Here is a 13,997-nt window from a genome sequence, read left to right on the forward strand (position 1 = left end):
GGCGGCACCCTCGGAGACAGGGTGCCGCCCACATCTGTGTGTGCGGTCCTCCGGCTGTGGGGGGCGCGTCACCTTCCCCGAAACGCCCTCGACGCCCGTGACGCCCGCAACCTCGGCGGCCACTTCCGGGTGTCCCGGGGCTCCACGTACGGCTCCTCCGTCGACTCGGCCGCACCGGAGGCGATCGCCCGTTCCCGGGCCAGCTCCGCGTCGAACTCCAGGCCCAGCAGGATCGCCAGGTTCGTCAGCCAGAGCCACACCAGGAAGACGATGGCGCCGGCGAGGGTGCCGTACGTCTTGTTGTACGAACCGAAGTTGGCGGCGTAGAGGGCGAAACCCGCGGAGGCGGCGACCCAGACCAGGGTGGCGACGACACTGCCCGGCGAGATCCAACGGAAGCCGCGGCCACGGACGTTGGGGGCGGCCCAGTACAGCAGGCCGATCATCACGACGACCAGGAGCAGCAGCACCGGCCACTTGGTCACGCCCCAGAGCGCGATCGCCGCGTCGCCGAACCCCACCGCCCGGCCCGCCCGTTCGGCGAGCGGACCGGTGACCACCACGATCAGCGCGCTCACCGCCAGCATCAGCATCAGCGTCACGGTCAGCGCCAGCCGCAACGGGGTCAGCTTCCACACCGGGCGCCCCTCGGGAAGGTCGTACACCGCGTTGGACGCACGGATGAACGCGGCGACGTACCCGGAGGCGGACCACAGCGCGGCGAGCAGGCCGACGATCGCCAGGACGCTGCCGGTGCCGCCGCTGTCGCCGAGCTGGACGACCGCGTCCCGCAGGATGTCCCGGGCCGGACCCGGCGCGAGGTCCCCGATGTTGCCCAGGATCTTGTCCGTGGCGCGCTGTCCCACCACGCCCAGCAGGGAGACCATCACCAGCAGGGCGGGAAACAGCGACAGGACGCCGTAGTACGTCAACGCCGCCGCGCGGTCGGCGAGTTCGTCGTCCAGCAACTCCTTCGCCGTGCGCCGCAGCACCGCGCGCCAGGCTCGCGCGGGCAACTTGGAGGGGCTGCTGGGCTGGTCGTCGGCCTGCGATTCCATGCCGATGCGGGTCTCCCGAAACCACCGCCCGAACCGCCCACTTGACCTGAATCGTGGTTGAGGTCGGAGGGTGGCTGACGAGCGCATCGAGCAGCGATCCGAGGAGGCCTCGTATGACCCGCCGTACCGACATCCATCCCGACCTCACCCGGCCCGAGGTGGGTGCGTCCCTCTTCAGCACCTGGCGGGTGGGCAACCCGCTGCGGCAGCGGCAGACCGTCGACGCCATCGCCGACGCCTGGGAACGCCGGCCGTGGCCCGCCGACGGACTGCTCGGTTACCACGTCTACACCGGACACGACACCGCCGGCCTCCTGCACTACTCGCAGTGGACCGACGAGCAGGCGTACGAGGCCTTCGCGCGGACACAGCGGCTGGAGCGGGTCGACGAGATCGACACCGCCGTGCCCCACATCGAGCGGTCGGGGCTCGGCCGCTACCGGCACTACCGCAGCGCGGTCCGGGACGGTGACCAGCGGGTTCCTGGCTGCATCGTGGTCGTCGACATCGAGTTCGAGGGCCCCGACCCCGACCGGCAGCGGGCCTGGACGGACGCCGTCCTCGAAGCGCTGGACAGCGAGCCGAACCCGCACCCCGGTGGCATCAGCGGCCACTTCCACCTCAGCACCGACGGCACCCGTGTCCTCAACTACGCCGAGTGGGAGAGCGCCCAGGCCCACCTTGACGCGCTCGCCGCGCCGGGGGACGGGATCGGCTCGGCCTCGGACCGCTGGGAGCGCGTGCAGACCTGGCCGGGGCTGAAGAGCAGCGTGGTCAGCCGGTACGACCATGCCCTGGGCCTCGTTCCCGACTGAGCCCGCGCCCGCCTCTACCGAAAACTCGAACCGTCTGGACAAAAAAAGTGTTCGGTGAGACGGTGGACCCATGCTGGATGTCACCGTCATCGAGGACCCCGAGGCCGCAGCCGTCTCCCTGGACCCCATAAGGGCGAGGCTGCTGGCCGAGCTGGCGGCGGGCCCCGCGTCGGCCGCCATGCTGGCCGGCCATGTCGGGCTGCCCCGGCAGAAGGTGAACTACCACCTCAAGGCCCTGGAGCGGCACGGCCTGGTCGAGCTCGCGGGGGAGCGCCGCAAGGGCAATGTCACCGAGCGGCTGATGCGGGCGACCGCGGCGTCGTACGTGATCTCGCCGCTCGCCCTCGCCGCCGTGCAGCCCGACCCCGACCGCTTCCGCGACCAGCTCTCCGCGCGCTGGCTGCTGGCGCTGGGGGCCCGGCTGGTGCGGGACGTCGGCCAGTTGATCACCGGCGCGGCGAAGGCCCGCAAACGGCTGGCGACCTACGCGCTGGACGGCGAGGTGCGCTTCGCCTCCGCCGCCGAACGGGCCGCGTTCATCCAGGAGTTGACAGCGGGGGTCACCGCCCTGATCCGCAAGTACGACGCCCCGGACACCGAGGGCGGTCGTGACCACCGGATCGTCCTGGCGGTCCATCCGACCCTCAAAGAGACCGAACCCGCCCCCACCCGGACCGAGTTGGAGTAGAACGATGTCCAAGGAATTCGAGATCGCCCGCGAGTTCGAGGTCGACGCCACCCCCGAGCAGGTGTGGGAGGCGATCACCACCGGAACCGGCGGCTATCTGTGGCCGATGGAGCCGCCCGAGCCCCGCGTCGGCGGCACCGGCCCCTTCGGGTCCAAGGTGGTCGCCTGGGACCCACCGCACCGGTACACCAACCGCGTCGAGGACGTCGAGGGCATCTCCCAGCAGACCCTGAACCAGCTCGACTACACCGTCGAACCCCGTGACGAGGGCCGACGCGCCTGGGTGCGCTACGTCCACAGCGGGATCTTCGTCGACGACTGGGACAACCAGTACGACGGCGCCGCCAAGCACACCGACTTCTATCTGCACACCCTGCGCGAGTACCTGACCCACTTCGCGCCCCGCCCGGCCGCCTTCGCGACCTTCGACGGACCCGAGGCGTCCAAGGCACCGGACGCCCTCGCCGTCGTAGGCCAGGCGCTCGGCGTCGGCGAGGACGTGGCCGCGGGCACGCGCGTGACGGTCCACGGGCCCGACACCTTCGAGGCCGTCGTCGACTTCCGCAACCCCTACTTCATCGGACTGCGCACCGACCGGGGCCTCACCCGCGTCTTCGGGCGCAACCACTGGGGCCACCCGGTCGGCATCTCCCTGCACGACTTCGCCCCCGACTCCGACATCAAGCAGTGCGAGAGCGAGTGGCAGGCCTGGCTGAACGGCGTGTTCGACCAGGCCTGACCCACCGCCGGTTACGGCTTGAAGCGCAGCACCTGCGGGTCGTGGTCGCTGATCTGGTCGTGGAACTCCGAGTTGATGTGCACGCTGTCGTACTCGAAGTCGCAGCCGCGCCGGATCGACGGGCTGACCAGGATCTGGTCCAGGACCTGCTGGTTGCCCTGGTAGTCGTAGGTGTAACGCTCGCTCCTGGGCAGCGACTTGATCGCCGACCAGAGCTCGCCGTCACCCTCCAGGATCTTCGCCGTGTCGGAGAACTCGAAGTCGTTGATGTCACCGAGCGCGATGACGTCCGCGTTCTTCTGGGTGCCGAGGATGTCCTTGACGAAGGCGTTGACCAGGGTCGCCTGCTGGTGCCGCTGGATCTCCGAGCTGCGCGGCACCGGCTGGGTCGCCGAGGTCAGACCGTAGTCGCCGCCCTTGGAGTTGAAGTGGTTGGCGATCACGAAGACCGTGCGGCCACGGAAGACGAACTCGCCGGCCAGCGGCTTGCGGCTGGACTTCCAGGCGTCGTCGGTGGGGGCGATGCGGCCCGGGGAGGCCGTGAGCTGCGCCTTGCCGTGGACCTTGGTGACACCCACCGCCGTGGTGGCGTCGCCGCCCGCGCGGTCGGTGAAGGAGACCCGCTCCGGGTTGAAGAGGAACACCTGGCGGATGTTGCCGCCCGGCTCGCCGCCGTCGGTGTCGTTGGCCGGGTCGATCGAGCGCCAGTCGTACTTCGGGCCGCCCGCCGCGACGATCGCGTCGATCAGCTTGGTCACCGTGACGTCGGCGGCGGTCGTGCCGTCGTCCTTCGCGCCGTTGTTGTCCTGGATCTCCTCCAGGGACACGATGTCGGGCGACTTCAGGTTGTTCACGATCGCGGAGGCGTGCTCCTCGAAGGTGGCGTCGGACGGGTCGAGGTTCTCGACGTTGTAGGTCGCGACCGCGAGCTCGCCGTTCTTCTGCTTCTGCGTGGTCTCCCGCTCGAGACCGGCGCCCTTCAGGGTGCCGATCTCGCCCGCGACCAGCGTGTAACCGCCGAACTGGTTGAAGTCCAGCGGGCCCGCGGTGGAGCCGGTGAGCACGTCACCGACGTTCGCGACGGGGAAGGCGGCGGTCGCACCCAGCGACTGGATCTGGAGCCGGCCGGTGTTCTGCGAGCCGTACGAGCCGTAGAGCGTGCCGCCGCGCCCGGTGGCGTTCTCGCGCGGCTTCACCGTCACCCACAGCTCGGTGTACGGGTCGGTCGCGCCGACCACACGGGTGTCGGCGACCTTGACGTTCATGCCCTCCAGGGACTCGTAGAAGTCCAGGGCGTACTTCTTCGGCTCCAGCGTCAGGCCGTTGACCGAGTTGCCCGCGGCCGGGTCGCCCGCCGGGGCGTAGGCCGCCGGCACCGACTTCGCGTCGATCACCGTGGCCGCCGGGACCGCGTTGCCGCTGGAGACGACCGTGACCGTCGGCTTGGTGATCTCGGTCACCGACTGGTTGCCGGACGACGTGCCGCCCGGGACGTACTCCGAGACGGTGCCGGTGACCGTGACGGCGTCACCGACGGCGACCTTCGGGGCGGAGCTGGTGAAGACGAAGACGCCCTCACTGGTGGCCGGGTCGGCATCGGGGTTCGGATCCTGGATCCAGAAACCCTTGGAGGAGCCGTAGGTGCGCACACCGGTGACGATTCCGGCCACATCCGTGACCTTCTGACCGGCGTACGGGGATATCCGGGTCGCGCCCTGGATGTCGTGGATGCTCACGGCGGCCGCGTGCGCGGGCGAGACGAGGACGACGGTGGAGGCCGCCGACAGGGCGGCGACGGTGAGCGCGGCGAGACGCGCGGACTTCTTGCTCGGCAACGGGATCCCTCCGGGGACGAACGTAGGCGCCGGGACGAGGGTGAACGTGGAACGGTGGGAGCCGCGACCTGTGGGGCGGTGGCGACGCGCGTAGAAAATACAGTGAACAGATGTCCGCCGGATTTCTACGCGCGTCAATCTCCTGCCTGGTCAGTCCAGTTGTCAAGGTTTCAGCCATGGACGGAAGCGGTCGGGGAGATGAACCGGGCGGCATGGGTGGATATCCGTCTAGGCTGAGCGAAGGAGTCGTACGGCGTCCGGATGGCCGTACGGCCCGCCGTCGTTCTTCGGCCGTACTCGGTGGTACGGCCTTCAGAGGCGTCCTAGGAGAACCAGCCGATGTCAGACAGCTCCTCCCTGCCGCCGGTGCGGCTGCACCCCGAAGCGGAGCTGGCGCGCGACGCCCTGTCCACGCCGCTGCTCGCCCGGGCCGCCCGGCTCGCCCGCTGGGCCGGCGAGGACACGCGCGTCGACGCCGGGGGCGGACTCGTCGAGGAGCAGCTGCCCGCGGCGGCCGCGCACCTCGGACTGACCGGGGACGAGGCGGCGGCCCACGCGAGCGAGGCCTGGCGGGTCGCCGTCGACACCGGGCTCGTCGAGATCGTCGACGAGGAGGAGGGCACCGTCGCCACGGGCGAGGACATCGCCCTGCTGTCCGGATCCCCGCAGGACGTGCTCGGCGTATGGCTGACGGCCCTGGAGACGGCGCTGGCCGACGCGAGCGTGCCGGATCTGGACGACCTCGTCGACGCCATGGACGACGGGGGCCAGATCGACTTCGCCTCCCTGGACTGGGACCCGGAGGCCGAGCAGGAGTTCCTCGACGGGGTGCTCGGCAACCTCTACCTGCTCACGGTCAGCGAGGACGGTCCCGGCGACGGACCCGTGCCGCTGCCCGCCCTCGCCGCGTCGATGATCGTGCCGAGCGACATGGGCGAGCCGACCAACGACGTCCTGGAGCAGGTGTCCGACGCGATGATGCGGCTGGACGACCAGTTCCGGATCCTGGAGCCGGTGGGGATCGTCGAGTACCGGCCCGTCGACGAGGCGCTGATGGCCGACGCCGACGAGGAGCCCGCCGCGGTCGTCGACGAGACCGACGTCTCCCGGTACGGCATGGTGCGGCTGACCCCGCTCGGCCTGTACGGGCTGCGGTCGCGGCTGCTGGAGGCGGGAATCGCGGCACCGGCCGTCGGCGACCTCGCCGACAAGGGGGCGGACGCGCTGCTGGACGGAACCTCGGCGTTCCCTCCCGCTGCCGCCCAGGCCGAGACCGAGCAGTGGCTGGATCGGCGCGAACCCCTCGCGGCGGCACGGGAGTTGCTGGCGGCGGCGCGGGGGAGCGACACGGGGGCGCCGCTGCGCAGGCTGCGGTGTCAGCAGGCTCTGTCGCTGGTCGGTGTCGTCGCGGAGCAGGCGCTGCGGGAGGTGCTGGACGATCCGGAGCTGGGTGGACTCGCCCGGGTCTGGCTCGTCGAGCGGGGGTTCGGGGATGTGCCCGCGCCCTCCGAGGACATGGTGTTCTGGCTGACCGTCGACACGATCGCCGCGCAACTGGCCGCCGAAGGGAACTCCGAGGAACTTCAGGGACTGGTGGAGGGGCTGGCCCAGCAGCACGGGGGTTTCTTCGCGGCTGCCTGGAAGGTCGATCACCCCGCCACGGCCGATGTGCTGGAGGCGATGGGGCGGTTGCATCCCGACAAGAAGGTGGCCAAAAAGGCGCGGAAGGCCGCGTTCAAGGCGCGGTCGCAGCAGGGGGGTTGAGGCGGTTTGGCGGGTGCGGGCCCGCCGTGGCTGGTCGCGCCGTTCCCCGCGCCCCTAAAGGGGCGCTTTCCTGGCCCTTTGTTGATTCATGGAACCGGGTGCGCTGAAGTCTCCTGGCGTTCAACCGGTGTTCAGATGTGGGCGGGACCGTAGCGCCGACCCGAGGTCCCCCACCCTCCACGGCATACCCACCGTCTCAGGAGACACCATGTCGCTCACCCGTAGGGACTTTGCCGCGAAATCCGCGCTCACCGGAGCCGGTGTGGCGCTGGCGGGCACTGTAGGCGCCCTTGCCACCGCGCCGAACGCCCTTGCGTCCACCGATGTCGAGAGCGCGGACGCGGAGACCGCAGGCGCCCACGGCGGCGTCGGCTACGGGCCGCTGATCCCCGACCCCGAGGGCCTGCTCGCGCTGCCCGCCGGGTTCACGTACAAGGTCATCACCTACAGCGGCAGGACCAAGCTGGAGTCCGGCGAGTTCACCCCGTCCAACCACGACGGTACGGCCACCTTCTGCGGCCCCCGCGGCGCGACCCTCCTGGTCAACAACCACGAGCTCAAGGGCCCGCGTGCCAACTGGCCGCACCCCGTGCCGCTCACCGAGGGCCTCGTCTACGACCCCGCCGCCTCCGGCGGTTGCACGGTCGTCGAGGTCCGCCACGGGCATGTCGCCGAGTGGGTGGGCATCGCCGGCACCTCCACCAACTGCGCGGGCGGCAGCACCCCTTGGGGCACCTGGCTCACCGGCGAGGAGACCGAGGACAAGGCCGGCCAGAACGGCATGACCAAGGACCACGGCTACATCTTCGAGGTCGACCCCGAGGACCGCCGCGCCAACCGCGACCCCAAGCCCGTCAAGGCGTTCGGCCGGTACGCCCACGAGGCGGTCGTCATCGACCCCAAGCGCGGCCACGCCTACCTGACCGAGGACGCTTCCGGCCCCAACGGCCTGCTCTTCCGCTGGACCCCGCCGGCCGGCTTCCACCACGGCCGCGGCAAGCTGCGCACCCTCGCGGACAACGCGGGGGTCCTGCAGGCCTTCAAATGCTTCGACTCCGGCGGCAAGTTCGTCGACGACCTCTCCCGCGCCACGAAGATCGGCACGGTGTACGGCGTCGACTGGGTCGACGTGCCCGACCGCGACGCCAAGACGGTGTCCGTCCGCAAGCAGTTCACCGACGGCCAGGTCACCCGCGCCCGCAAGCTCGAGGGCATGTGGTGGGGCGACGGCGGCGCATACGTCGTCTCCTCGTACGCCCGTGAGGAGAGCCCCGTCCAGCACGACGGCCAGGTCTGGTTCTACGACCCCAAGCGCCGCACCCTCACGCTCAAGGTCCTCCTCGGCGTGAACCCGGACCCGTCCAAGGACGGCGCCTTCGACGGCCCGGACAACATCACCGTCTCCCCGTACGGCGGCCTCGTCATCGCCGAGGACGGCGAGGGTGTCCAGCACCTGTTCGGCGCGACGGAGAGCGGCCGCACCTACCCGATCGCCCGCAACGAACTGAACCAGGGCACCGAAGAGGAGCCGGAGTACAGCGAGTTCACCGGCGTCACTTTCTCACCCGACGGCAGGACGCTGTACGCCAACATCCAGACTCCGGGGATCATGCTGGCGATCACGGGGCCGTGGAAGCGGCAGAAGCGCGGCTGAACGCGTCCCGGGACGCCGACTGGCCCCGGGCCGTCCGAGCCCCGAGCGTGGCCCGCACCGCACGAGGGTGCGGGTCACGCCCTTGCCCGCGTCCCTGACTGACATCTAACATTTCAGTCCATGGAAGCCATACGCCCGCTCGCCCGCATCCTGCTCCGGGACCGTGCGTACGCGTCCATCCGGGACGCCATCGTGGTCGGGGAGATCGAGCCCGGGGCGGTGGTGCGGGACGGCGAGCTCGCCGAGCGGCTCGGGCTGTCGCGGGCGCCGGTGCGGGAGGCCTTCGCGCGTCTCGTCGACGAGGGACTGCTGGAGAGCAAGCCGCAGAGCTACACCCGGGTGACCCAGGTCGTCGCCGCCGACGTGCGGGACGCCGCCGCCGTGGTCGGGGCCATGCACGAACTGGTCACACGGGTCGCGGTGCCCCGGCTGTTCGCCGCCGACATCGAGACCATGCGCGCGGCCAACGAACGCTTCGCGGCCGCCGTCACCGCCGGTGACGTGGACGAGGCCCTGCGCGCCGACGACCAACTCCACGACGTCCTCGTCCGCGTCAGCGGCAACCGCGCGGCCGCCGCCACCACCGCCCGCTACACCCCGCTCATCCGCCGCCTGGAGCGCCGGCGCTTCGGCGAGGGCGGCAACTGCCGCTCGGCAGGCCTGCACGACCGGCTGATCGCGGCCTGCGCGGCCGGTGACGTGGACGAGGCGGTCCGGGTCACGGCGGAGATCTGGCGGGGACTGGCCGAACTCGCCGACAGCGACTGAGCCCACAGCGACCCACCCGGGAGGTCCTCATGCCCCTTTCGTCCTACGACCGCTACCCCCTCCTCTTCGGGCCGTCCCCCGTCCACCGCCTGGAACGCCTCACCGCACACCTCGGCGGCGCCGCCCTGTGGGCCAAGCGCGAGGACTGCAATTCCGGGATCGCGTACGGCGGCAACAAGACCCGCAAGCTGGAGTACCTGATCGCCGACGCGCTCGCGAAGGGCTGCGACACCCTCGTCTCGATCGGCGGCGTCCAGTCCAACCACACCCGCCAGGTCGCGGCCTGCGCCGCCCGGGCCGGGCTCAAGTGCGTGCTGGTCCAGGAGAGTTGGGTGGACTGGCCGGACGCCGTGTACGACAAGGTCGGCAACATCCTGATCAGCCGGCTCGCCGGGGCCGACGTACGGCTGGTGAAGGCCGGGTTCGGGATCGGGTTCAAGGAGAGCTGGGAGCAGGCGCTCAGGGATGTCGAGGAGTCGGGCGGGAAGCCGTACGCCATCCCGGCCGGCGCCTCCGACCACCCGCTCGGCGGGCTGGGCTTCGCCGCGTGGGCGTACGAAGTCGCCGACCAGGAGCGGGAGTTGGGTGTCTTCTTCGACACCGTCGTGGTCTGCTCGGTGACCGGCTCCACCCAGGCCGGCATGGTCGCCGGGTTCCGGGCGCTTCAGGAGGCGGGCGGCCGGCCTCGACGTGTCCTCGGCATCGATGCCTCGGCCAAGCCCGTCACGACCCGGGAGCAGATCGCGCGAATCGCCCACAGCACTGGTCAACTCATTGGTGTGCAGAAGGAGTTGACCGAGGAGGACGTGGAGCTGGACGAGCGGTACCACGCCGGGATCTACGGCATCCCCGACGAGACCACGCTGGAGGCGATGCGCCTCGCCGCCCGCACCGAGGGGATGGTCACCGACCCCGTGTACGAGGGCAAGTCCATGGCCGGGATGATCGACCTCGTCCGGCGCGGGGAGATCGGCGCCGACTCCACGGTGCTCTACGCCCACCTCGGCGGGCAGCCGGCGCTCAACGGGTACAGCGCGCTGTTCTAGCCGCGCGCGGTGTCACGGTCGGCGGTCTTCAGGCGGGCCGCTTCGGCCGGTTGCCCCTGATCACCGTCCCGCACACCAGCAGCGCGGTCACGGCGATCAGGGCGCCGACGCCGAACGCGCGGGCCGCGCCGTGGACCAGGATCTCGGACGGTGACCCGGTGGCGTACCGGGTGGCCGTGCCGTACACCGTGACCAGGACGGACAGGCCGAGGGTGCCGCCGAGCCACTGGAGGGTCTGGAGCAGCCCGGAGGCGGCGCCGGCCTCGCGGGGCTGGACGTGGGCGAGGATCGTCGCGTTGAGCGGCATGAGGCTCAGGCCGATCCCGACCCCCAGCAGGAGCAGCGGGCCGAGCAGGCCGGAGAGGTAGCCGGCATCCGCGTCGAGACGCCACAGCCACACGGAGGCGCCGACCACCAGGACCGTTCCGGTGAGCAACACCGGTTTGGCGCCCAGGCGTCGGAGCAGCCGGGGCACCAGACGCACGGTGCTGAACATGGCCAGAGTCATCGGCAGGAAGGCCAGGCCCGCGCGCAACGGGCTGTACTCCAGGACCTGTTGACTGATCAGCGTGAGGAAGTAGAACGCGCCGAACATGCCCGCGGGTAGCAGCATGACCCCCGCGTACGCCCCGGCCCGGTCGCGGTCGGCGAACAGCCGCAGCGGGAGGACCGGTTGCCCGGCCCGGGACTCGACCAGCGTGAAGCCGGTCAGCAGCGCGGCCGCCGTACTGAAGCCGAGCAGCGTCCGGGCATCGCTCCAGCCGGCCTCCGACACCCGGATGAACGCGTACACCAGCGAGGTCGTCCCGGCCGTGCCGGTGAGCGCGCCCGCCACGTCGAACCGGCCGGCGTGGCGCGGGGTCTCGGCGACGAAGCGGGGCAGGGCGACGGCCACCGCGATGCCGATCGGCACGTTGATGAGCAGGGCCCAGCGCCAGGACGCCCAGTCGGTGAGCATCCCGCCGAGCACCAAACCGACCGAGGCTCCGATGCCGGCCATGGAGGAGTAGACGCTCAGCGCGTGGTGCCGGCGCGGGCCTTCGGGAAAGCTGGTGGTGATCAGGGCGAGGGTGCTGGGAGCGGTGAGGGCGGCGCCGACGCCCTGGAGCGCGCGGGCGGCTAGCAGCCATGCGCTGTCGGTGGCCAGTCCGCCGAGCAGGGAGGAGCCGGCGAAGAGGAGGGCGCCGGTCATGAGCGTACGGCGGCGGCCGACGATGTCTCCGACGCGGCCGCCGAGCAGCAGCAGCCCGCCGAAGGCGAGGGTGTAGGAGTTGAGGACCCAGGACAGCCCGGTCGGTGTGAATCCGAGGTCCCGCTGGATGTCGGGGAGCGCTACGTTGACGACCGTGGAGTCGACGCCGACCATCAGGTAGGCGGTCACGACGACGAGGAGGGTCGCGCCGAGGCGGGCGGAGCGGTCCGGTGGAGCGGAGGGTGAGGCGGCGGTCGTGGACGGGGTGGACATGGAGTTCTCCCGTTCTCGCGTCCCCGCTCGCGCCGCCCCTCGTCCCAGGTGCGCGGGCAGCACGGAACGACCCGTGGCGACGGCTGGGCACGATAAGCGGGGACTGTCTCCGTTTAGTGTTCGATAACATACGGAGAGAGTCCCCGGTTCGCAAGGAGTATCTGGATGACGCAGGTCAGGCCCATGCGCGCGGACGCTCGGCGCAACTATGAGCGGCTGCTGAAGGTGGCCGCGGAGGCGTTCGCCGAGCATGGGGAGGGTGCGTCCCTCGACGACATCGCCAAGCGGGCGGGGGTGGGGTCCGGGACGCTCTACCGGCACTTCCCGACCCGGCAGGCCCTGCTGGAGGCGGCGTACGTGGACCGCGTCGAGGGGTTCGCGCGGCGCGCCGACGAGCTCGCGCGGGAGCTGCCGCCGGGGCGGGCGCTGACGGAGTGGTTGTACGAGCTGTGTGTCGGGACGATTCAGGTGCGGGGCATGAAGACGCTGCTGGGTTCCGCCGTCACGGACGGGAGCAACGCGGTGCTCACGGTCTGCGGGACGCATGTGCGGGGGGCGGCGGAGCGGTTGGTGTCGGCGGCGCGGGAGGAAGGCTCGCTGCGGGGTGATGTCGAGCCGATCGAGCTGCTTCGGCTGGCCCATGGCGTGGCGGGGGCGGCGGAGTTGGCCGACGGTGGGGGCGAGTCCATCCGGCGGTATCTGACGCTGCTGACGGAGGGGCTGCGGGGGTAGGGCGTTTGCGGCCGCAGGAGCGTCGTGGCTGGTCGCGCCCCGCGGCGGAGCCGCTGATGTCACAGCCCCGCGCCCCTAGGCGGGTACAGCTGGGCATGCCCTGACCGCACCCGCTCAGGGGCGTGGGGAACTGCGCGACCAGCCCCCACCGGCCCGCAGCCGACCGACTACCCCCCGGCCGCTCACAGCTACAGCGCCTGCGCCGCCGGCTTCACCATCCCCCGCACCGTGCGGGACTTCACGAAGTCGCCGATCGCGGTCATCTCCCACTCGCCGGAGAACTGCTTGATCAGCTTGGCCATCATCACGCCCGTCTGCGCCTCCGCGTTGGTGAGGTCGAAGCGGACCAGTTCCTCTCCGCTCGCGGCGTCGATGAGGCGGCAGTACGCCTTGGCCACCTCCGTGAACTTCTGGCCGGAGAAGGAGTTGACCGTGAAGACGAGGCCGGTGACCTCCTGGGGGAGCCGGCCGAGGTCCACGACGATCACCTCGTCGTCACCCCCGCCCTCACCCGTGAGGTTGTCGCCGGAGTGCTTGATCGCGCCGCCGACGATGGACAGTTTGCCGAAGTAGCAGCTGTCGATGTGGTTGCGCTGCGGGCCGTAGGCGATGACCGACGCGTCGAGGTCGATGTCCTTGCCGCGGTACGCGGGCTCCCAGCCGAGACCCATCTTGACCTGGGAGAGCAGCGGACGCCCGCCCTTGACCAGAGACACGGTCTGGTTCTTCTGGAGGCTGACCCGGCCCTTGTCGAGGTTGATCTTGCCGGCACCGGGAGCGGGCGGGGCCGGGGGAGCGGGGGGCGCCGGCGGCACGGCGATCCGGGGGTCCATGGCCGGGGCGGGTGGGGCCACCGGCGTCTGCACGGGGGGCGGGACCGGCGCGGCCACGGGCGCCGGGGCGGGCGTGGCCGCCGGTTCCTCCACCGTCACACCGAAGTCCGTCGCGATGCCCGCCAGCCCGTTGGCGTATCCCTGTCCCACGGCCCGGGCCTTCCAGGCGCCGTTGCGCAGGTAGACCTCCACGATCACCAGGGCCGTCTCGCTGCCGAGCTGCGGCGGGGTGAACGTGGCCAGCACGCTGTTGTCGTCCGCGTTGCGGATCGTGGCCGTCGGCTCGATGCCCTGGAAGGTCTGGCCCGCGGCGTCCGGGCTCGCGGTGACGACGATCTTCTCGATGCCGGGCGGCACGGCCGACGTGTCGACGGTGATCGCGTCGGGGGCCGTACCGCCGCCCGAGCGGTACGTCACCCCCGGGCCGGAGGGCTGGTTGTAGAAGATGAAGTCGTCGTCGGAGCGCACCTTGCCGTCGGCGGTGAGCAGCAGGCCCGATACGTCGAGCCGCACGGGCGCGGCGACGTCCACCGTCACGCGGGCGGCGGAGAGGGGGATGTTCGAGCCGGGGGTCATAGCTGTCATGCTCCGTGAACGATC

General features: G+C 71.1%; 12 protein-coding genes. 8 read left to right on the forward strand and 4 right to left on the reverse strand.

All coding sequences use genetic code 11. From position 1 onward, the window contains the following. Positions 1 to 68: 68 nt before the first annotated feature. Positions 69 to 1,058, reverse strand: a complete 990-nt coding sequence (locus RKD20_RS33715; protein WP_424881002.1) for a YihY/virulence factor BrkB family protein — start codon at positions 1,056 to 1,058, stop codon at positions 69 to 71. Between the two features lie 113 nt (positions 1,059 to 1,171). Here RKD20_RS33715 and RKD20_RS33720 point away from each other — a divergent pair, with 113 nt between their 5' ends. The 3 genes from RKD20_RS33720 (at position 1,172) to RKD20_RS33730 (ending at position 3,300) form a co-directional block, all read left to right on the forward strand. Then, positions 1,172 to 1,873 carry an antibiotic biosynthesis monooxygenase gene (locus tag RKD20_RS33720; RefSeq protein ID WP_424881003.1) on the forward strand — a complete coding sequence of 234 codons (702 nt, stop codon included), beginning with the start codon at positions 1,172 to 1,174 and terminating at the stop codon, positions 1,871 to 1,873. Positions 1,874 to 1,943: 70 nt separating this feature from the next. Beyond that, positions 1,944 to 2,561 (forward strand): ArsR/SmtB family transcription factor, encoded by a 618-nt coding sequence (locus tag RKD20_RS33725; protein WP_424881004.1) that lies wholly within the window; start codon positions 1,944 to 1,946, stop codon positions 2,559 to 2,561. 4 nt (positions 2,562 to 2,565) lie between these two features. Next, positions 2,566 to 3,300 (forward strand): SRPBCC family protein, encoded by a 735-nt coding sequence (locus RKD20_RS33730; protein WP_424881005.1) that lies wholly within the window; start codon positions 2,566 to 2,568, stop codon positions 3,298 to 3,300. Positions 3,301 to 3,311: 11 nt separating this feature from the next. Here the strand turns inward: RKD20_RS33730 and RKD20_RS33735 are convergent, their stop codons facing one another. Next, a complete protein-coding gene (locus RKD20_RS33735) occupies positions 3,312 to 5,135 on the reverse strand; it encodes an endonuclease/exonuclease/phosphatase family protein (protein ID WP_424881006.1) in 1,824 nt (607 codons plus the stop codon). A gap of 339 nt (positions 5,136 to 5,474) precedes the next feature. Here RKD20_RS33735 and RKD20_RS33740 point away from each other — a divergent pair, with 339 nt between their 5' ends. From RKD20_RS33740 to RKD20_RS33755, 4 genes are all read left to right on the forward strand, one after another. Further along, the gene (locus RKD20_RS33740) at positions 5,475 to 6,899 is read left to right on the forward strand and encodes a hypothetical protein (RefSeq protein ID WP_424881007.1); all 1,425 of its coding nucleotides are present in this window, start codon (positions 5,475 to 5,477) and stop codon (positions 6,897 to 6,899) included. 208 nt (positions 6,900 to 7,107) lie between these two features. Further along, entirely contained in the window at positions 7,108 to 8,553 is a 1,446-nt protein-coding gene (locus RKD20_RS33745) for an alkaline phosphatase PhoX (RefSeq protein WP_424881008.1), read from the forward strand. A gap of 120 nt (positions 8,554 to 8,673) precedes the next feature. Next, complete coding sequence (locus RKD20_RS33750) at positions 8,674 to 9,321, forward strand: GntR family transcriptional regulator (RefSeq protein WP_424881009.1); 648 nt, start codon at positions 8,674 to 8,676, stop codon at positions 9,319 to 9,321. Positions 9,322 to 9,350: 29 nt separating this feature from the next. Beyond that, entirely contained in the window at positions 9,351 to 10,367 is a 1,017-nt protein-coding gene (locus RKD20_RS33755; RefSeq protein ID WP_424881010.1) for a 1-aminocyclopropane-1-carboxylate deaminase, read from the forward strand. A gap of 28 nt (positions 10,368 to 10,395) precedes the next feature. Here the strand turns inward: RKD20_RS33755 and RKD20_RS33760 are convergent, their stop codons facing one another. After that, positions 10,396 to 11,832 carry an MFS transporter gene (locus RKD20_RS33760; protein WP_424881011.1) on the reverse strand — a complete coding sequence of 479 codons (1,437 nt, stop codon included), beginning with the start codon at positions 11,830 to 11,832 and terminating at the stop codon, positions 10,396 to 10,398. Positions 11,833 to 11,997: 165 nt separating this feature from the next. On the opposite strand from RKD20_RS33760, the gene RKD20_RS33765 reads away from it, so the two are divergent. Next, positions 11,998 to 12,564 (forward strand): TetR/AcrR family transcriptional regulator, encoded by a 567-nt coding sequence (locus RKD20_RS33765; protein WP_424881012.1) that lies wholly within the window; start codon positions 11,998 to 12,000, stop codon positions 12,562 to 12,564. A 188-nt stretch (positions 12,565 to 12,752) separates the two neighbouring features. Here the strand turns inward: RKD20_RS33765 and RKD20_RS33770 are convergent, their stop codons facing one another. Further along, a complete protein-coding gene (locus RKD20_RS33770; protein ID WP_424883382.1) occupies positions 12,753 to 13,973 on the reverse strand; it encodes a TerD family protein in 1,221 nt (406 codons plus the stop codon). Between the last annotated feature and the right edge of the window lie 24 nt (positions 13,974 to 13,997).

The organism is Streptomyces sp. SLBN-8D4 (genome assembly GCF_049739545.1).
GTDB classification, from domain to species: Bacteria; Actinomycetota; Actinomycetes; order Streptomycetales; family Streptomycetaceae; genus Streptomyces; species Streptomyces canus_C.

Bases quoted from the DNA above. Each gene is read 5' to 3' on its own strand.
- RKD20_RS33715 (WP_424881002.1), bottom strand. From the start codon at position 1,058: ATGGAATCGCAGGCCGACGACCAGCCCAGCAGCCCCTCCAAGTTGCCC.
- RKD20_RS33720 (WP_424881003.1), top strand. From the start codon at position 1,172: ATGACCCGCCGTACCGACATCCATCCCGACCTCACCCGGCCCGAGGTG.
- RKD20_RS33725 (WP_424881004.1), top strand. From the start codon at position 1,944: ATGCTGGATGTCACCGTCATCGAGGACCCCGAGGCCGCAGCCGTCTCC.
- RKD20_RS33730 (WP_424881005.1), top strand. From the start codon at position 2,566: ATGTCCAAGGAATTCGAGATCGCCCGCGAGTTCGAGGTCGACGCCACC.
- RKD20_RS33740 (WP_424881007.1), top strand. From the start codon at position 5,475: ATGTCAGACAGCTCCTCCCTGCCGCCGGTGCGGCTGCACCCCGAAGCG.
- RKD20_RS33745 (WP_424881008.1), top strand. From the start codon at position 7,108: ATGTCGCTCACCCGTAGGGACTTTGCCGCGAAATCCGCGCTCACCGGA.
- RKD20_RS33750 (WP_424881009.1), top strand. From the start codon at position 8,674: ATGGAAGCCATACGCCCGCTCGCCCGCATCCTGCTCCGGGACCGTGCG.
- RKD20_RS33755 (WP_424881010.1), top strand. From the start codon at position 9,351: ATGCCCCTTTCGTCCTACGACCGCTACCCCCTCCTCTTCGGGCCGTCC.
- RKD20_RS33760 (WP_424881011.1), bottom strand. From the start codon at position 11,832: ATGTCCACCCCGTCCACGACCGCCGCCTCACCCTCCGCTCCACCGGAC.
- RKD20_RS33765 (WP_424881012.1), top strand. From the start codon at position 11,998: ATGACGCAGGTCAGGCCCATGCGCGCGGACGCTCGGCGCAACTATGAG.
- RKD20_RS33770 (WP_424883382.1), bottom strand. From the start codon at position 13,973: ATGACCCCCGGCTCGAACATCCCCCTCTCCGCCGCCCGCGTGACGGTG.